This is a genomic window from Halomonas sp. A020, assembly GCF_027943625.1.
Classification (GTDB): domain Bacteria; phylum Pseudomonadota; class Gammaproteobacteria; order Pseudomonadales; family Halomonadaceae; genus Vreelandella; species Vreelandella piezotolerans.
On record NZ_AP022850.1, the window covers coordinates 1,538,674 to 1,556,996 of the forward strand.

Here is an 18,323-nt window from a genome sequence, read left to right on the forward strand (position 1 = left end):
CTGGGTTTAATTCATGCCCTAGGTTCCTTAATGTTTTAAGCTTTGAAAGATCGTTTTTGCCGATGTGTTCATGACACATCGGCTTTTTGCGTTATGCTGTTTTATTATTTAATCGTGTGTTTAAGGAGAGAGTATGTCGTCCATCGTTGTGATTACAGGCGCAAATCGGGGCGTAGGGTTAGCCCTGGCTGAGCATTATCAACAGGAGGGATGGAAAGTCATCGGCGTATGTCGCCAAACGTCTGATGAGTTAGATCGTGTCGCCGTCAACGTGATAGAAGACATTGATGTGACCCAGGACGACGATATCGCGCGCCTTTCTGCGGCGTTAGCCGGGCACACCATTGATCTGTTGATCAACAACGCGGGTCTGCTGCGCGATGATGTGCTGGGAGATATCGAGATCGACAGCCTACGCCAGCAAATGGAAATCAATGCCTATGCACCGCTGCGAGTATCCGAAGCGCTGCTGCCGCTGATGAAAAAGGGCAGTAAAATCGCCAATATTACCAGCCGGATGGGCTCTTTAGCGGACAACGACTCAGGCGGCCGCTACGGCTATCGCGCGTCAAAAGCGGCGCTGAACGCCTTTGGTAAATCGCTGGCCATCGATCTTAAGCCTCGCGGCATCGCCGTGGCACAGCTGCATCCGGGCTATGTGAAAACCCGGATGGTCAACTTTGGCGGCCACATCAGCCCCCAGGAAGCCGCAACGGGCATTGCCGCCTGCATCACAGCGCTCAACTTAGAGAATAGCGGCGGCTTCTGGCACTCCAATGGCGAACAGTTGCCTTGGTAGACGTGCCTTGAGCCGACTGGGCATGCCTTAAATCACGCGCTTGCGGATTTGCGACGAGAGCTGCTCAAAACCAATCACCACCACAAGGATCACCAGAATAATGGTGAGCGCGCGGTCGTAGTTAAACAGCCGCATGGCGGCGGCGAGTTCGACGCCAATGCCGCCTGCGCCCACCAGCCCTAGCGTGACCGCTGAACGCAGCGCTTTCTCGACGCTGTATAAGCTGGTGGCCGTCATGGAGGCGAGGGTTTCTGGCAAAATCGCACCCCCAATCACGGATAGCCTGCTGGCCCCGGTGGCGGTTAGCGCATCGGAGGGACCGGGGTGGACTTCCTCGATCCGTTCTGAGAAAAAGCGGGCGGCAAAACCAATCGTATCCATCACGATGGCCAGCACGCCCGCCATTGGCCCTAACCCCACCGCGACCACAAAGATCAGTGCCCAGATAAGGTCGGGAATAGTGCGCATGGTGGCAATCATCAGCCGCGTGATGGAGCGCACCCATGGGGCGGGGGAGGTATTGCGCGCCGCCAGCAGAGCAAACGGCACGCTGAGGATAACGCCCAGCGTTACGCCGACAATGGCAATGTTGAGGGTTTCATACATCGACCATGCCAGTACGTCTAAATTGCTGAGATCCGGAGGGAAAGCCCGCCCTATGAAGTGACCTAGGTTCGTCGCCCCGCGTATCAAACGCTCGAGTGTGACATTGGTGGCCATGACGCCTTGTATAAACAGCGCTAAAAAGCCGAGGCTGATGCCCCAAACAAACAGGGAAGGGCGGCGAAAACGGGGAGGCAGGCTGCCAGTTGGCGGTAGCTTCGATGGCATGTTAGATCGCCCTAAGCGGTTGGTGGGTCGTGGAGGATGAGGGCGTTTGCTCGACACGGGTGTCACCTTGATAGAGCGCCTGCATATCGCTCAGCGTGGCCGCCTCGCGAGGCGTATCAAGCACTACGGTGCCCGCTTTCATGCCCACAATACGGTCACCGTACTGTTGCGCTAGCTCTAGCTGATGCAGCGTACACAGCACAGTGAGCCCACGTTCGCTCACTACCTCTAGCAGCAGATCCATAATCTCGCGGCCCGCTTTCGGGTCCAGGCTGGCGATGGGCTCATCCGCGATGATGATGTGGGCGTCCTGCATCAGCGTTCTGGCAATGGCGACGCGCTGCTGTTGACCGCCTGATAGCTCGCGACAGCTTGCCAGGGCCTTATGGGCCAAACCCACCCGGTCCAGCGACTGCATGGCGCGCTCGCGAAGCGTTTGGCTCGCGGTGCAAGAGAGCGTCGACAGTAAGCCAAGACGCTGCTGGCCCAGTGCGCCATACAGCACGTTTTGAAACACGCTGACGTTCTGTACCAAGTTAAACTGCTGAAAAACCACGCCAACTTTTTGACGCAGTGTGCGCAAACGCGGTTTGGAAATCTGCGAAAGCGATTCGTTGAAAATGTGAATGTCGCCCTGATCGTGGGGGGCTAAGCCATTGATACAGCGCATCAGCGTGGACTTACCGCAGCCGTTGGCCCCCAGCAAAATGACACACTCCCCTTTGGGGATGCTGAGCGTTAGCCCACGCAGGACATGTAAGCTGCCGTAATGTTTGTGAACGTTAGAAAGATCGATGGCATTCATACAAAAACCTCCTGCGCAGATGCCAGGAGGGAGAGTGGAACGACAGACATGAGAGACCTACCGTGTCTTGGTACTCAAAGAGCCTTTGCTCGATCAACGCACGTCCCTGTGCGATCACGATAAAGGGAGCGGTGGAAAACGAATTAGAGCGGAATGCCTGCTGCTTCGTAGGCTTGGCGCACGACATCGTAATCTTCATTGGTGCGGTCAAAGCCCAGCGAGGAGTCGCGGTTTAAAAACTTATCTTCGTTGCGGTCGGTGGCAATCAGCGCGTTCCACAGGGTTTCGCTGTTCTCTTCCAGAGTGCTGCGCAGTGCTGTTTTGCAGGCGTCGTCTAGCGATCCGCGCATCACCACTGGGTCGCCAGGCAGTACGTCGCTGGTGGCAATCACGCGATACTCGCCGTTCGGGTCCATCGCTTGAATCTCTTCGATATCGCGGTTACCGCCGCCCATGGCATCCACATCGCCGTTAACCAGCGCTGCAATACGGGCATCGCCAGCCATAATAATCTCAAGGTCGCGATCAATATCCAGCCCCGCATCAACCAGCATCTGGCTTGGGAAAATATGGCCGCTGGTTGAGCCCACGTCTTTCAAAGCGACCCGGTGGCCTGCCAGGTCTTCCAGCGACTGAATATCGCTATCGGCGGGAACATAAAAGCTGCTGCCGTAGTGGGGGCGTTCAATCGCAAACAGAATTTCAATGTCGCTTTCGCGGTCGAACAAGACGAACTCAGACGGACCTGCAAATACGAGGTCTACGTCATCATACTGCAGCGCAGTGCCTGCGGCGGTGCGGTTGCTCAGACTAAACATCTCAAGCGTGAGGCCGGTGGTCTCCTCAAACGCTTCAGCAAAGGGGCCAAACGCTTCTGCGAGCGGGCCCATTCCTTCAATGCCGGTATCGGCCATGCGGATAGGAGTGGGGCATACGTTGCTTAAATCGCTATTGGCGTGGGCGGTAGACACGGTAAAGGTTGCGGCGGCTATCGCCATCGTTAACAGTGTTCTCGTCATGGTCATGTTCCCTTCAGCTGTTTTTTTTGCGGTGACTACCTAGCGGTAGTCGCTCGTTATGATCAGCAGTAGGGTGGCAGTTCACTGTGACACTTAGGTGTAGTCAAGGTGACGGTATGATCACGTGCAGATGACAGACTAATGGCCTAGCCCCCTCACTCGACAAGGAGCATGGTTATGGATGCGTTACGAACAGGTATCACGCTAGGGACAGCGCTGTGGGCAGTTACCCCAGCAGCATTGGCGCAGTCGTTTACCCTCACCCTTTACCATACTAACGATTTGCATGGTCGCACCGATGCTTATCCGTCACTGATTACCACGCTCAATGAGGCGAAAGCCACCTATGGCGATGGCCTACTGCTGGACGCAGGCGATATTTTTTCCGGCACGCTCTATTTCAACGAGTTCCAGGGCCAAGACGCATTGGCCTTTATGAACGCAATGGGTTACGACGCCTTTGTGCCCGGTAACCATGAGTTTGATTTAGGGAGCCCCGAGGGCGGCCATCAGGCGCTGGCGGCCTTTTTCGCGGAGGCTGATTTCCCCATTCTGGGCGCGAACCTGGATTTTACTGCTGCCCCTGAGTTCGCTGAGCGGTTGGGTGAATCGGTCAGTGCTTCACCGCAGGCGGGCTATCTCTATGACGGCATCATTGTGGAACAAGATGGCGAGCAGATCGGCATTTTCGGCTTGAGCACACAGGACAGTGAAACGATTTCCAGCCCTGGTGAGGTCACCATTAGCGATTACCGTGAAGCGGCGGACGCCATGGTGGCGGCCTTTGAAGCGCAAGGGGTCAATAAGATTATTGCCCTCACGCACTTAGGCTATGACAGCGACCCCAGCGTCGGCAATGATCGTCTGTTGGCTCGGCATGTTGAGGGTATCGATATCATCATCGGCGGCCATAGTCACACGCAGGTAACGCCGCCGACGCTGGTGAGCCACTCCTCAGCGGGTGATGCGAAAGCACCGACGGCCATCGGCCAAGCGGGTGAGTATGGAAAGTATCTAGGTGTGATGCAGGTGACGTTCGATGCAGAAGGCGTGGTTCAAACGGTAAGCGGTGAATTACTTGCCACCGAAGAGCGCACGCCGGATGAGGCTGCGTTGGCACAGCTCGCCCCGTTTACGGAAGCGATTGAAACCCTGCGTGATCAGCAGGTGGGCGCAACGGCTATCCTTGCGTTGCCGAACCCTCGTCACGGTCAGGGCGATGCCATGAGCGTGCGTGCAAATGAAACGGCGCTGGGTAACTTGATTGCCGATGGTCAGCTTTACGCCGCACAGCGGGTGGCGCCAGACACCATCATGGCGTTTCAAAATAGCGGCGGTATCCGTGAAGCGCTGCCCAAAGGCGAGGTCACGGTGGGCGATCTGATTGCCGTGCAGCCGTTTGGCAATCGCCTCGCGCTGCTAGAGGTGACGGGCGCTGAACTGCTGGAGACTTTTGAAATTGCGCTCGCCAACGTCCCAGAAGAGAACGGTGGCTTTTTGCAGGTCTCCGCTGGGACAGAGTTGGTCTTCGACAGTCGCTTGCCGGTGGGGAAGCGGGTGGTGAGCTTGAAGGTGAATCGAGAGGGCGCGATGCAGACCATTGATCCCGATACCACCTATACCGTGGCAACCAATAACTTTACTGCAGCGGGCGGCGACAGCCACGCGGCGTTAGGGGCCGCCTATGATGATGGTCGTAACACCATCGTGGGCAATACGGACTGGGAAATGCTGCGTGACCACATCGCGGCACTTGGTGAGGTGTTTTACCAACCTGAAGGACGCATTACCGATCTTGCCCAGGGCGAGTAGCTTGGCCACCCGCCGAAGGCGCTAGGTACTTACGTACTAATGAAAGGTGCGCTTGCCAGTGGTGCTGTTGAACGGATGCAGCGCATCACCGGTAACATATACCTGCAGCGTTTCGCCTTCACGCACCGGCGGCTGGCCTGCCGTGCGAATCACCGTAGGCTGTTCGCTACCCGCCAAGTTAACGTAGAGATGGCTCTCTGCACCAGCAGCCTCGAACAGCATCAAGGTCGTGTCTAGTGTGACGTAAGGCACTGTTGGTAGGGTGAGCTGCATATCGTCTGGGCGTATGCCGACGGTATCGGTCTCTTTTGGCAACTGGCTTAGCACGCCTTGGGTGTCCTGCTGCTGCAGGTAGGCCAGCGGCAGCATGTTCATGGCGGGGGAGCCGATGAACTCCGCCACGAACATGGTGGCGGGTCGGGCGTAGATCTCCATCGGGGTGCCTACCTGCTCGATCTGTCCGGCATTGAGCACCACGAGCCGGTCCCCCAGCGTCATTGCTTCGAGCTGGTCGTGGGTCACGTAGAGGCTGGTGGTTTTTAACCGCCGCTGAAGCTGCTTGATCTCGACGCGCATCTGGACGCGCAGCTTGGCATCCAGGTTAGAGAGCGGCTCGTCAAACAGAAACGCGGCGGGCTCGCGCACTAATGCACGGCCCATGGCCACACGCTGGCGCTGGCCGCCAGAAAGTTTGCGCGGCTTGCGTTCTAAAAAATCCTCAATTTCCAGCATCTTGGCCGCTGCGCGCACCCGCTGTTCAATAGCGTCTTTCTTGAAGCCGCGATTTTTCAGGCCATAGGCCAAGTTGTTGTACACCGTCATGTGGGGGTAGAGGGCATAGTTTTGGAACACCATGGCGATATCCCGCTCGGCGGGCTCAAGTTGGTTCACCACTCGCTCGCCGATCTTTAACGTGCCTTCAGTGATGCTCTCCAGGCCTGCCACCATGCGCAGCAGCGTGGATTTACCGCAGCCAGAAGGCCCCACCAGCACCACGAACTCGCCATCTTGGATATGTAAATCGACGCCTTTGACCGCTGCCACGTTGCCCGCGTAGGTTTTTTTTAGCCCTTCCAAGGTAATGCTGGCCATGGTTATTTCTCCGTCTCGGTCAGGCCTTTCACAAACAGGCGTTGCATGAACAAAATCACTAATACCGGTGGCAGAGCCGCCATCACCACGGCGGCCATGATGAGATGCCACTGCGGGTTCTCTTCCGATGTCATGCGCTGAATACCCATTACGATGGTGTAGTAGTCCGGATCGGTGGTAATCAGCAGCGGCCATAGATATTGGTTCCAGCCGTAAATGAACATGATCACGAACAGTGCGGCGATATTGGTGATCGAGAGCGGCATCAGAATGTCTTTAAAGAATTTCAGTGGGCCTGCGCCATCGACCCGCGCGGCTTCCAACATCTCCTCGGGGATCGTCATAAAGAACTGCCGAAACAGAAACGTCGCGGTGGCGGAGGCGATGAGCGGAATCGACAGCCCGGCAAAGCTATTGAGCATGTTGAGATCCGCGACCACTTGAAAGGTAGGAATGATGCGTACCTCCACCGGTAGCATCAGCGTCAGAAAGATCAGCCAGAAGAAAAACAGTCGAAAGCGAAAGCGGAAGTACACGATTGCAAAGGCGGAAAGCAGTGAGATCGACAGCTTACCCATGGTAATCGCCATGGCCATGATGAAGCTGTTCCATAGCATGGTGCCAGCCGGCGGTGCGCCCGCGTTCGACACGCCGGATTGCCACATGCGGGTAAAGTTTTCGATGCCGTGGGCACCGGGCAGCATCGGCAGCGTGCCGCGCAGCAGGTCGCCCGGCGCTTGGGTCGAGGCCACCAGCGCCACGTAGACGGGAAACACCACCACCGCGACGCCGAGCATCAGCGTTAAGTGGGCAAAAAAGTTCGCCCAGGGACGATTTTCAACCATGACAAGACTCCAACAGTCAGCCTGCGGCTAGTAGTTCACCCGGCGCTCGATAAAGCGGAACTGCACTACCGTGAGTGCTACCACGATCGCCATCAAAATCACCGACTGCGCGGCGGATGACCCCAGGTTGAGGCCCACGAAACCATCGGCGTACACCTTGTACACCAGCGTATTCGTCGCTTGGGCAGGGCCGCCTTGGGTGGTGGCATGAATGATCCCGAAAGTATCGAACATCGCGTACACCACGTTCACCACCATCAGGAAGAAGGTGGTGGGCGACAGCAGAGGAAACACGATGGTCCAGAAGCGCTTCATGGGGCTGGCGCCATCGATGGCGGCGGCTTCAATGAGCGATTGGGGAATCGACTGCAGCCCGGCCAGGAAAAACAGGAAGTTATAGGAGATCTGTTTCCAGGCAGCGGCAAAAATTACCAGCAGCATGGCGTCTGCCCCTGAGGTGCGGTGATTCCACTGGTAGCCCACCATATCCAGCATGTAGGGCACGATGCCGATGGAGGGATTGAAGATGAACCACCACAGTACCCCGGCAATGGCGGGGGCAATGGCATAGGGCCATACCAGCAGTGTGGTGTAGGTGCTGCGCGAACGAATCATGCGATTCACCGTGCAGGCCAGCAGCAGCGCCGCCGCCATGGACAGCAGCGTGGTACCAATGGCAAAAATGGCCGTCACCGAGAGCGAATTGAGATAGTTGCCGTCACGAAACAGGCGGGCAAAATTCTCCAGCCCCACGAAGGTCGTGCGTAGCCCAAATGCATCTTCACGAAGTAGCGACTGATAGAGCGCTTGTCCGGCCGGCCAGATAAAGAAAATCAGCGTAACAATGACCTGTGGAGCGAGTAGCGCGTAGGGCAAAACGCGCCCTGGGAAGGTCATGCGTTTGGTTTGCATAGGCGGTGTATCCTGCGATCAACAAAGGGCACGCGTAATGACGTCGCCGCCTGTCCGCGGGCAGGCGGCGAAGCGGGCACTTACTTACTGATTCGCAGATTCGAAGTCGCGCAGTAGCTGGTTTCCGCGCTCTACGGCGGCATCGGCTGCTTCCTGGCCCGATTTGTTACCGGTCATCACCGCTTCCATCTCTTCGGAGATGATGTCGCGGATCTGGACGAAGTTGCCAAAGCGCAGGCCTTTGGAGTTCTCGGTGGGCTCGTTCAGCGTCATCTGCTTGAGCGAAATATCCGCACCGGGGTTCTCATCGTAGTAACCCTGCTCTTGGCTCAGATCCCAAGCGGCTTGCGTGATCGGCAGATAGCCGGTCTGCTGGTGCCACTCGGCCTGAACTTCCGGCTGGGAGAGATACTCGAAAAACGCTGCTACGGCGGCGTACTCCTCATCGGTGTGGCCTTGCAACGCCCACAAGGTAGCCCCGCCAATGATGGAGTTTTGCGGCGCACCTTCTACGTCGTCGTAGTAGGGCTGCATGCCAAAGCCCACTTCGAAGTCGGCATTGGCGGCGACGTCGGCACGGGAAGCAGAGGAGCCAAAGAAGATCGCGCACTCCTGGGAGTAGAACAGCGGTTCGGCATCCGGGCCAGAACCCGGGCCGCCCCATTTGAACGCCCCTGCGTCTTGCCAGGTTTTCAGGTTATCCCAGTGACGGGCGACCAGCTCGTTGTTGAAGTTCAGCTCGGTGTCCAGGCCGCCAAAGCCGTTTTCCAGCGTGCCCAGCGGGGAGTTGTGCATGGCGGAGAAGTTCTCCAGCATCACCCAGCTTGGCCACGAGGTGGTAAAGCCACAGTTGGCCGCACCCGATTCGGTAATTTGAGTGGCGTATTCTGCGACTTCTTCCCAGGTTTGCGGCGGCTGCTCCGGGTCTAACCCCGCTTCCTCGAACACATCACGGTTGTAGTACATGATGGGCGTGGAAGAGTTGAACGGAAACGACAGCATGTTGCCGTTGGTGTCGGTGTAGTAGCCCACCACGGCGGGCAGGAAGGCCTCGCGGTCGAACGCGCGGCCGTGGTCTTCCATCAGTTCGAACACCGGATAGATCGCCCCATCGGCGTTCATCATGGTGCCAGTGCCGACCTCGAACACCTGCAGAATGTGCGGCTGCTCGCCTGCGCGGAACGCTGCAATGGCGCCGGTCATGGTTTCGGTGTAGTTGCCGCGGTAGCTGGGCGTCACGCGGTACTCGTTTTGAGAGGCGTTGAACTCCTCGGTCATGCCTTCCAGAATTTCACCGAGTTGACCGCCCATGGCGTGCCACCAGGTCACTTCGGTAGCGGCATTGGCGGAAACACTGAACGTGGCGGTCGCCACACCGAGGGCAAGCGCGTGCAACGTGAAACGAGACATAACGGCTCCTTGTAGGTCGTGCGCAGTACGTTTTTTAAGGTTTTTGGGTGCACTGAACAGTAGAAAGTGTAGATGACGCTTTCATGAATGCACGGTGAACTTGTCGTGACGGACAACATTCGGCGAGACGCTGGTAGCGCTCAGTAGGCAAAGCGCAAACGGGGTGCTAGGGTGGTAAAAAAGCTTAATCAATGAGACTCACATGACTAACGCAACTGCGCTGCTGGGCCAACTGGTGGCGTTCGATACCACCTCCAGCGAGTCGAACCTGGCGCTCATCGAATTCGTCGAGGGCTACTTGGCCGACTACGGTATCAGCGCTGAACGGGTGATGAGCCCCTGCGGCACCAAAGCCAACCTGATTGCGCGTATAGGACCTAATGCCCCTGGCGGCGTGTTGCTGTCAGGCCATACCGATGTGGTACCCGTGGCCGGCCAGCCCTGGAGCAGCGACCCGTTCACTCTGCACGATGGTGGCGACGGGCGTTTGTATGGGCGTGGCACCTGCGATATGAAAGGTTTCATTGCCTGCGCGCTCGCCAGGGTGCCCACCTGGGCGAAGGCACCGCTGAAGCAGCCGATCTACTTCGGTTTCTCTTATGACGAAGAGATCGGCTGCGTGGGCGCCCCCAGCTTGATCAAGCGCTTTTATGAGCACTACTCCACCTCGGCGCATGTGATCGTCGGCGAGCCCACCAGCATGCAGCCGGTGGTAGCGCAAAAGGGCGCGACCAACCTGCGTACTACCGTGATTGGCCGTGAAGCGCACAGCAGTCAGGTGAACCAAGGCACCTCCGCGATTCACGTCGCCGCCAGATTGGTGACCTTCATCGAGGACACCATGGCCGCGCTGGTGGACGAGGGACGCGTGGATGAGGCGTTCAACGTGCCGCATACCAGCTTGCACGTCGGCAAGATCAAAGGCGGCACGGCGATCAACATCATGGCGCGGGAGTGCCAGTTCGAGTGGGAGGTTCGCCACCTTCCCACGGAGACCTTTGACGAGATTTACGCAAGGTTCAGCGACTATTGCGCCACGCTCAGTGAATCGCTCGGCGCTCAAGGCAAAACCGTCGAGATCACCACCGAGCCGCTGAACGTGACGGTACCGGGGCTGGCCGACCGAGACAATCAGCAGGTGCTGCGGTTAGCGCAGGACCATTTGCCGGACGGCTGCTCCCAGCACGCGGTGGCCTATGCCACGGAAGCCGGTCAGTTCCAGGGGCAGGGGCTGCAAACCATCATTTTAGGGCCGGGCAGTATTGCCCAGGCCCACCAGCCGGATGAGTACATCGACGCGGCGCAGCTAGATGCGTGCAGTCGCTTCATGCAGCGCTTGGGCCGCGCCATGGAAGCGCCTTTCACGGGCTAGCGATGGGTGATCTACGCCCTATAAAAAACACCCGCCGGTGTCATCGAGCGGGTGTTTTTTTGAGACGCTTACGGTCTGGCTGTTAGTGCTGATGCTGCTCTTCGTAAAGCTCGGCTTTCGCATGGCGCATCACATCTTCGCACGCCTGCTGCTGGGCAAGCTGGGTTAGCAGTCGTTGTGTGACCTCAAACCCTTTGCCCAAGCAGGTATCTACCTCGTCACGGCTCACCTTTGGCGAGACGCTGCAGTCGATTTTTAACGTACGGCCGCCGCCTTCGAGCCGGTCGGCAAGTTCTCTAAGCCGCCACGCGATTCGCTCTTTCCAGTTTGCTGATTCTTCCGCGCCTTCGTTTACGCTAAACGTGCACTGCCATTCCGGTTTGTAAACCTTCATAGGAGAACCTCCACTGCGTTTGGAAAGAATGATCGATCGTGTTGTCGTACTCCGTCTGTCTAGGGATCTTGCTCTGCTACTATACCCAACTCGGATGGATACCGAAACAAACCATCTACAGCGCCCGCGACATGCATAAGCCAGAGCGACCCTTCTATGACGCACCTAGTACCTAAACGTTGCCCATGCGGCAGTGGGTTGTCGTTCGACGCCTGCTGCCGGCCCTACCATCAAGGGGAACGCCCACCCTCGCCCGAAGCGCTAATGCGCTCACGCTACTCGGCATTCGCGTTGAGTCAGCGTGATTACCTGCTGGCGACATGGCACGCGACGACCCGGCCGCCACAGCTACCGCTCGACCCAGAGACGCAGTGGATGTCCCTGGTCATTGTCGACGCGCCCGTCGCGCAAAACGAGCAGGGAACGGTGCACTTTCGTGCCACGTTTCGCGAGCCGGGCGGTTGGCATGTGTTAGAGGAAGTCTCGCGCTTTGTTTGGGAAGAGGGCCGCTGGTGGTACGTCGATGGCACGCCTAGCGTGAAGCGTTTAAAACCGAGGCGTAATGAGCTTTGCCCTTGTGGTAGCAAACGTAAATTAAAGGTATGTTGCAAAGCGTAAGCACATCATTGCTAAGTCGCGTGAGGCATGAAGCGCCATGGTCGTTTGGGTGAACAACGCTTTGAGAAGCGAGCAGTGGCAGACGATGAGGTCGTTAGCCATCTTGAGTGCGTTCTTGTTGGCTGCCATTGGTGCGTCCACCCAGGCCAGTGCCGAGGATGCGCCACACGCCCATGCCTTTCCGTCATCGGACATCGCTTTGGTGGTGCCTTTTGGGCGGGGCGGCGCCACCGATACGCTATTTCGTGTGATTGCCGAGCAAGCGCAACGCCATTTGAACACGTCCATCATAACGATGAATATGGCAGGTAACGGTGCCACCCTAGGTTCGCAGTTCGTGAAGCAGGCCGACCCCGATGGCTATACGCTGCTGGGCAGTCATCAAACCATTGATCTTGCCTATATCGCCGGGCTGTCCGATTACTCACACGATGCATTCGCGCCCATCGCTCTGTTGACCCGTACCGTCAACATTCCGGCCACCACGCCTGGCCATACGCTGACCCAGGCCAGTGACATCGCGGCGTACGTCGAGCAGCATCCCGGTGAATTGCTGGTGGGCATTATCCCCAGCTCGACGGATCACTTTTTCTGGCTGCACTTTTTTGAACAGGCGGGTATTGCGCCTGCCAACATACAGTTCGTGCGCTACCCCGATACCGGCGCCCAAGTCGTTGCACTCCTGGGCGGCGAATTGGATCTTGCGATGCTGAATTTACCCTCTGCTGGGACGCTGTTCGAGCGTGGAGCACTGGTGCCCCTTGGCGTCGCCAACGATACGCGGCTATCGGCGTTGCCGGAAGTGCCGACACTCCGCGAGCAGGGTATCGCGCTCATCAATACGACGGATCGAGGCCTCTTTGCGCCGCGAGACACACCTCCCGAGCGGCTGGAGCGATTGGCCCAGGCATTCGAGCAGGCGCTCCAGCAGCCTGCGCTGGTGGAGACGCTGCAGCATGCCCATGGTTCCTACGTCGATTTCATGCCCCGCGAAGCGTATGGCCGCTATCTCGATGATCGGTACGACCAGCTACAGCGGCTGGCTGACACCATGGGGTTTGAGCGGTAGGCCAGGGGGCATAGGACGCAAAGGAGAGAGCGTGTGCCGTTAAATACTCGTGATCTTGCAGCCGAAACGCTGCTATTAATTGCCTCGGCCACGCTGCTGCTGATGGGAGGCGCTGGCCTGCTGGTAGGTCTTTGGCTGCCCGAAACACTGTTTGGTCCCATGCTGGTGCCTGATGCATCGCTAGCGACACTGTTGATTGGCATCAGCTTGCTGGCCACGCTCTGCCAGGTGCACTGGCTGCGGCGGCTGAGTGCCGCCGGGCTGGGTGCGCTGCTGCTCTACACGCTGGTGCATAACGCAGTGGATGGCGGCGTGGCGCCATCTTGGGTAACACACGAAGAGCGCATGACGAGTGTGGCGTCGTGGATGCTCGTCTGGATGACTCTCTGCCTGTGGATGGGCGTCGGTAGCAGGTGGCGCCGCTTGTTCTGGCGCGTCGCTGGCGTTGGCCTGCTACTGTTTGGTGGATTGGTGGTGGCCCGTTTATGGTCGAGCGATGTCGGTGGTCGAGCGCTCTTCAGCTCGTCGCCCATTGCCGTGCTGGCTTTTATCGTGCTACTTGGGATCGCGCTGCTGGTTGCGGGCTGGCGGCATCGTGCCGAGCGCTTGAGCCCGGGTAAGCTGACGGTCGCAGTAGGGCTGGCAGGGGTGCTGGTGAGCAGTCTCGCTTGGTTGTTACTAAGCATGAATCAGCGCGCCACCATCGAACAGCAGGCCAGTTATCTGTTGGATAACGTGCAACTCAACGCAGAGCAGGCCATGGCGGCACGCCTGCAGCTCATGCAACGCATGGCAGAGCGCCTCGGTACCTTGCCCGACGACCAGCGCCCGGCGCTACTGCAACAAGATACGCTGAGCTATTTCCGCGATACCTTGAGCTTGAATGCCATCGCCCTCGTCGATGCTCAAGAGGGCGTGGTATGGAGCCAGGGGCGTCAGTTGGGGCGGGATAGCTGGCTAGAAGAGCAGTTGGATAAACCCAGTGTTCGGGCATGGCTAGCGGTGCCCTTTGGTCGCCCGCGGCTGCTGCTGCCCGACAGCGATCAGCGCAGCATGATGGTGATGGCGCTGCCCGTTCCCAATCGTACTCAGCAGCTCTTGGCAGCCGTCGATTTGGGGACGCTGCTCAATCATGAACTAAGCTTAGCGCTGGGGCCTTTTCAGGTAGGGGTGAGCCGGGGTGAGCAACGGCTGATGATGCTGCACCCATCAGGGTTCGCTGCGGAGAACGTAGAGTCACCCAGCAACGCCCTGGCAGCACGGCTTACCGGGCTACCGGGTGGTGTGAATTTAATGCTGCGTGCTTACCCAGGGCAGCACTACAACTGGTATCTGCTAGGGCTCATGCCTATCAGTGTCGCGATGGGCGGGTTGGTCATGAGTTGGCTGCTGGCCTTTAGTGTGGGTGTCGTAGGCGCCACCATTGCGCGCACGCGAGAACTGGCGGCGGCCCGCCATTCGCTGGAAGAGAACGAGCAGCGCTACCGCTCGCTATTCGTGCATCACCCAGACGCCGTTTTTTCTCTGGACCAACACGGCTATTTTCAAACGGCCAATACGACCTGTGCCGATGTCACTGGCTATCCGCTAGACGAGGTCGTGGGGCGACACTTCAGCGATTTTATTGCGCCGCCTGAGCGAGAGCGTATCAAAGCGCACTTCAAGCATGTGCTGCAGGGGGGCATCAGTCGTTACGAAGTGACCATGACCGACCGAGAGGCACAACACCGTATTCTCGACTTGATTAGCCTGCCCGTCTCGGTCAACGATAGTATCGAAGGGGTCTACTGCATTGCGCAAGACGTCACCGACAAGCGGCGTCAGCAGACGCGGCTGCGCACTCTAGAGCGCAGCGTAGAGGCGAGCGTCAACGGCGTGCTAATTGCAGACGCGCGCCAGCCTGACCTACCCATCATCTATGCCAACCAGGCGTTCAGCACGATGACGGGCTATACGCAGAGCGACGTGATTGGGCAGAACTGCCGTTTCCTACAAGGGCCCGAGAGCGATCCTGCCATGATTGCCAAACTACGGCGCGGTATTCAGGCGCAGCGCGAAACCCACGTTACGCTGTGCAATTACCGTAAAGATGGTACGCCGTTCTGGAACGATCTCCATATCGCCCCCGTGCGCGATAGCAAAGGACTCGTGACGCATTTCGTGGGGGTTCAGCACGATATCTCGCAGCATAAAGCCTATGAAGCGCGGCTCGCCTATCACGCGACCCACGACGACCTCACCCGCCTGCCCAATCGCATGATGTTCGAAGAGACGCTGCACAAGCAGTTTGCAGCGGCCCAGGGCAGCGGTGAACGAATCTGTGTACTGTTCGTCGACTTGGACGACTTCAAGCCCATCAATGATACGTTAGGGCACGCCATAGGCGATCAGGTACTGATCGAAGTGGCGTCGCGGCTGCGCGCCGGGCTGCGCCAGGAAGATACGGTCGCCCGTCTAGGAGGCGATGAGTTCGTGCTGTTGATTACCGATATCGAGCAGGGCCAACAGGTCATCGACGTGGTCGAGCGGCTGCTCCCTGCACTGGCAAAGCCGTACTGTCTAGAAGGGCACGAGCTGTACTTGACCGCCAGTGTGGGCATTGCCATGAGCCAACCCGATACGCTGCTGCCGCAAACGCTGATTCAGCAGGCCGATATGGCCATGTACAAGGCCAAGCAGCAGGGGCGCAATGCCTACGCTTGGTTCAGTAGCGACATCAATGACCTAGCCAGCGAAAGGGTAAGCCTGCGTAACGATCTGCAAGAAGCGATTGACCACCAAGGCTTCGAGCTTCACTACCAGCCGCTGATGGACCGGCATGGCAAGATTGCCAGTGTGGAGGCGCTGCTACGCTGGCCGCACCCCAGCAAAGGTTATATTTCGCCAGCACGTTTCATTCCCCTGGCGGAAGCCACTGGGCAAATCATGCCGATCAGCGAATGGGTGCTGCAGCGTGCTTGCCAAGACATGCTGGCGCTACAGCGCGGCGGCTTTGGTACGCTGCGTGTGGCGGTCAACCTCTCGCCGCTACAGTTCCACCGAGACAACTTTTTGGCCACGCTTCGCCAAACACTCGCCGAGACTGGTCTACCCGCCGAGCAGTTGTCACTGGAGCTGACCGAGGGCATTTTGATGGATAACACAGCGTCCGCCATCGAGATATTACATGCCCTGCGCAACATGCGGGTCAGTGTCTCCATCGATGACTTTGGCACTGGCTACTCGAGCTTGAGTTACCTTAAACATCTACCTATCAGTACGGTAAAAATCGACCGCAGTTTCATTCACGAACTGACCAACAGCAGTGACGATGCCGCCATCGTGCAAGGGATCATCTCCATGGCCCACCACCTGGGGCTAAGCGTCGTGGCCGAGGGCGTCGAGACCCACGAGCAGCACCAGCGGCTGTTAAGCTATCACTGCGATGGTTTCCAAGGCTTTGGGTTGGCCAGGCCCATGCCACTTGCCGAGCTCGAACGCTTGCTGGCTGCCCAGGAAAGGGCCACCACGCCCGTCAACCAATGAGTCGCCATGGATAAGAGTTCATCGCCGCAATGGTATCTCTACTTGCTAGAGTGTCAGCGTGGTACCTACGTAGGCATCACTAACGACCTCGCCAAGCGCTACCGCGCCCATGCCACGGGTAAGGGAGCGCGCTATACCCGAGCGAATCCGCCGCTGGCGCTGCTTGGCGCGCAGCCGTTTGCCGATCGGGCAGCGGCAAGCCAGGCAGAGTACCGGTTGAAGCAGCAGTCGCCGGACCAAAAACGCCGCTGGGCGGCGAAGTGGCCAGTGACGTATGAAGAGTAAGGAGCCCTGATGCTGACGTTTTTCTCCGAAGGTAGCCGCCTGCGCCAAGCGCAAAGCGAGCTGCACGATGGTGCCTTGGTCACCCCCTTTGAGTGCCCGGAACGCATCGACTTGGTGCTGGCCGCCCTGCGCCAAGCCGCGTTCGATGTCCGCGCGCCTAGCAATTACGGCTTGGCGCCCGTGCTGGCGGTGCACGATGCCGACTACGTCGCGTTCTTGGAACGCTGCTGGCCGACGTGGCAAGCGGCGGGCCACGCTGGCGAGGCGATTCCCAACATTTGGCCCGCCCGAACGATGCGCGGCGACCGTATTCCCCAGTCGGTGAGCGGCCAGTTGGGCTACTACGCTCTGGCCGCCGAAACATCGATTACGGCAGGCACCTTTGCCGCGGCTCTGGCGAGTAAGGATACGGCCCTGGCAGCGGTCGATCACACCCTGGCGTCGGGCGATCCGACCTTTGGACTGTGCCGCCCGCCAGGCCACCACGCGGCGATAGATCAGTTTGGCGGCTACTGCTTTTTCAACAATGCCGGCATCGCCGCCCAACGTGCGCTGGACGCTGGCAAGCGCCGCGTGGCAATTCTGGATGTGGACTTTCACCACGGTAACGGCACCCAACAGATCTTCTATCGCCGTGACGATGTGCTGTTCGCTTCCCTGCACGGCGATCCTGACGTGACCTTCCCCTACTTCTCTGGCTACGCCGATGAAACCGGTGAGGGAGCAGGCGACGGCTTCACGATCAATTACCCGTTGCCGCCGGGCACTTCCGTTGCCACCTGGATGGCCGCGTTGGATGAAGCGTTGGCGCGCATCCATCAAGCGGAGTGCGAGCTGCTGGTGGTGTCGCTGGGCGTGGACATTTTCGAAGGTGACCCGATCAGTGCCTTTACCTTTCAGCACGCCGACTTCATCGCCCTCGGTCAACGTCTCGCGGCCGCTGGGCTACCCTGCGTATTTCTAATGGAAGGGGGGTATGCCGTCGAAGATATCGGGATTAACGTGGTGAACGTATTGCATGGTTTTGAAGAGGTCGCCCAGAGAGTGAAATGAGGCAGTAAAGTGACAGTTGCACGAAATTCGGGCAGTCTTATGCCTTTTTGGCCTATGCTATAGGTCGACATCTATTTTGTTAACTTGATCGTTCAAAGTGGGAGCGGCACGTGGCAGTTTACGGCGGTATTCAGGCACATGAAGTGGAGCGTTGGCTCAATGCCCTCACCAACGCGGCCTACGACCGACGCTGCCCGCTCTCCAAGGTGCACGGCGGTAATGCCCGTGCACGGACTGCGCGTCAGGATTTACTGCACCTTGCGACCGTGTTTCGCGGCGGCGAGTGTCCCCGGGAAGCCGTGGCCGATGGCCTCAGCCGCTGGTGCCAGCACTATCTCACGGAAGCGGAGTGGTACGTGTTGGTCGGCGGGCGCAGGCCGCCAGTGCCGCCCAATGAGACGGCATCCATCGATGAACAAGCCGCTGACGAGGCATTAGCAGTGCTTTACCAGCATCGCGTGGGTTAACCCACGACCGCTCGC

17 protein-coding genes are annotated in these 18,323 nt (G+C 58.5%); 9 read left to right on the plus strand and 8 right to left on the minus strand.

All coding sequences use genetic code 11. The features are described from left to right. Window positions 1–133 precede the first annotated feature (133 nt). A complete protein-coding gene (locus FRH_RS07180; RefSeq protein ID WP_139527901.1) occupies window positions 134–799 on the plus strand; it encodes an SDR family oxidoreductase in 666 nt (221 codons plus the stop codon). Between the two features lie 27 nt (window positions 800–826). Here the strand turns inward: FRH_RS07180 and phnE are convergent, their stop codons facing one another. The 3 genes from phnE to phnD form a co-directional block, all read right to left on the minus strand. Further along, entirely contained in the window at window positions 827–1,630 is an 804-nt protein-coding gene (gene phnE / locus FRH_RS07185; protein WP_281998007.1) for a phosphonate ABC transporter, permease protein PhnE, read from the minus strand. 1 nt (window position 1,631) lies between these two features. Continuing rightward, entirely contained in the window at window positions 1,632–2,435 is an 804-nt protein-coding gene (locus FRH_RS07190) for a phosphonate ABC transporter ATP-binding protein (protein ID WP_239286501.1), read from the minus strand. Between the two features lie 143 nt (window positions 2,436–2,578). After that, window positions 2,579–3,454, minus strand: a complete 876-nt coding sequence (gene phnD / locus FRH_RS07195; protein WP_281998008.1) for a phosphate/phosphite/phosphonate ABC transporter substrate-binding protein — start codon at window positions 3,452–3,454, stop codon at window positions 2,579–2,581. A 177-nt stretch (window positions 3,455–3,631) separates the two neighbouring features. Between phnD and FRH_RS07200 the strand changes: the two genes are divergently transcribed. Next, window positions 3,632–5,266: a 5'-nucleotidase C-terminal domain-containing protein gene (locus FRH_RS07200; RefSeq protein ID WP_281998009.1), complete on the plus strand. Its 1,635-nt coding sequence runs from the start codon at window positions 3,632–3,634 to the stop codon at window positions 5,264–5,266. Between the two features lie 36 nt (window positions 5,267–5,302). Here the strand turns inward: FRH_RS07200 and FRH_RS07205 are convergent, their stop codons facing one another. The 4 genes from FRH_RS07205 to ugpB form a co-directional block, all read right to left on the minus strand. After that, window positions 5,303–6,358, minus strand: a complete 1,056-nt coding sequence (locus FRH_RS07205) for a sn-glycerol-3-phosphate import ATP-binding protein UgpC (RefSeq protein WP_239286498.1) — start codon at window positions 6,356–6,358, stop codon at window positions 5,303–5,305. Window positions 6,359–6,360: 2 nt separating this feature from the next. Further along, window positions 6,361–7,203, minus strand: coding sequence for a sn-glycerol-3-phosphate ABC transporter permease UgpE (gene ugpE, locus FRH_RS07210; RefSeq protein WP_139527907.1), 843 nt, complete (start codon window positions 7,201–7,203; stop codon window positions 6,361–6,363). Between the two features lie 27 nt (window positions 7,204–7,230). Beyond that, complete coding sequence (gene ugpA, locus FRH_RS07215; RefSeq protein WP_139527908.1) at window positions 7,231–8,115, minus strand: sn-glycerol-3-phosphate ABC transporter permease UgpA; 885 nt, start codon at window positions 8,113–8,115, stop codon at window positions 7,231–7,233. Window positions 8,116–8,199: 84 nt separating this feature from the next. Continuing rightward, the gene (gene ugpB, locus FRH_RS07220; RefSeq protein WP_139527909.1) at window positions 8,200–9,525 is read right to left on the minus strand and encodes a sn-glycerol-3-phosphate ABC transporter substrate-binding protein UgpB; all 1,326 of its coding nucleotides are present in this window, start codon (window positions 9,523–9,525) and stop codon (window positions 8,200–8,202) included. Between the two features lie 202 nt (window positions 9,526–9,727). On the opposite strand from ugpB, the gene argE reads away from it, so the two are divergent. Beyond that, a complete protein-coding gene (argE, locus tag FRH_RS07225) occupies window positions 9,728–10,897 on the plus strand; it encodes an acetylornithine deacetylase (RefSeq protein WP_281998010.1) in 1,170 nt (389 codons plus the stop codon). Between the two features lie 82 nt (window positions 10,898–10,979). On the opposite strand, the gene FRH_RS07230 is transcribed toward argE, so the two are convergent. Further along, window positions 10,980–11,291 (minus strand): hypothetical protein, encoded by a 312-nt coding sequence (locus FRH_RS07230; RefSeq protein ID WP_139527911.1) that lies wholly within the window; start codon window positions 11,289–11,291, stop codon window positions 10,980–10,982. 156 nt (window positions 11,292–11,447) lie between these two features. On the opposite strand from FRH_RS07230, the gene FRH_RS07235 reads away from it, so the two are divergent. The 6 genes from FRH_RS07235 (at window position 11,448) to FRH_RS07260 (ending at window position 18,308) form a co-directional block, all read left to right on the plus strand. Next, window positions 11,448–11,909 (plus strand): YchJ family protein, encoded by a 462-nt coding sequence (locus tag FRH_RS07235; protein ID WP_139527912.1) that lies wholly within the window; start codon window positions 11,448–11,450, stop codon window positions 11,907–11,909. Window positions 11,910–11,994: 85 nt separating this feature from the next. After that, the gene (locus tag FRH_RS07240; RefSeq protein ID WP_139527913.1) at window positions 11,995–12,978 is read left to right on the plus strand and encodes a tripartite tricarboxylate transporter substrate binding protein; all 984 of its coding nucleotides are present in this window, start codon (window positions 11,995–11,997) and stop codon (window positions 12,976–12,978) included. Window positions 12,979–13,011: 33 nt separating this feature from the next. Further along, on the plus strand, window positions 13,012–16,503 hold the full coding sequence (locus FRH_RS07245) for an EAL domain-containing protein (RefSeq protein WP_281998011.1): 3,492 nt from the start codon (window positions 13,012–13,014) through the stop codon (window positions 16,501–16,503). Between the two features lie 6 nt (window positions 16,504–16,509). Next, entirely contained in the window at window positions 16,510–16,788 is a 279-nt protein-coding gene (locus FRH_RS07250; protein ID WP_139527915.1) for a GIY-YIG nuclease family protein, read from the plus strand. A gap of 9 nt (window positions 16,789–16,797) precedes the next feature. Beyond that, a complete protein-coding gene (locus tag FRH_RS07255; RefSeq protein WP_239286492.1) occupies window positions 16,798–17,841 on the plus strand; it encodes a histone deacetylase family protein in 1,044 nt (347 codons plus the stop codon). Between the two features lie 110 nt (window positions 17,842–17,951). Next, window positions 17,952–18,308 (plus strand): hypothetical protein, encoded by a 357-nt coding sequence (locus tag FRH_RS07260; protein WP_153843210.1) that lies wholly within the window; start codon window positions 17,952–17,954, stop codon window positions 18,306–18,308. The last annotated feature ends 15 nt before the right edge of the window (window positions 18,309–18,323 follow it).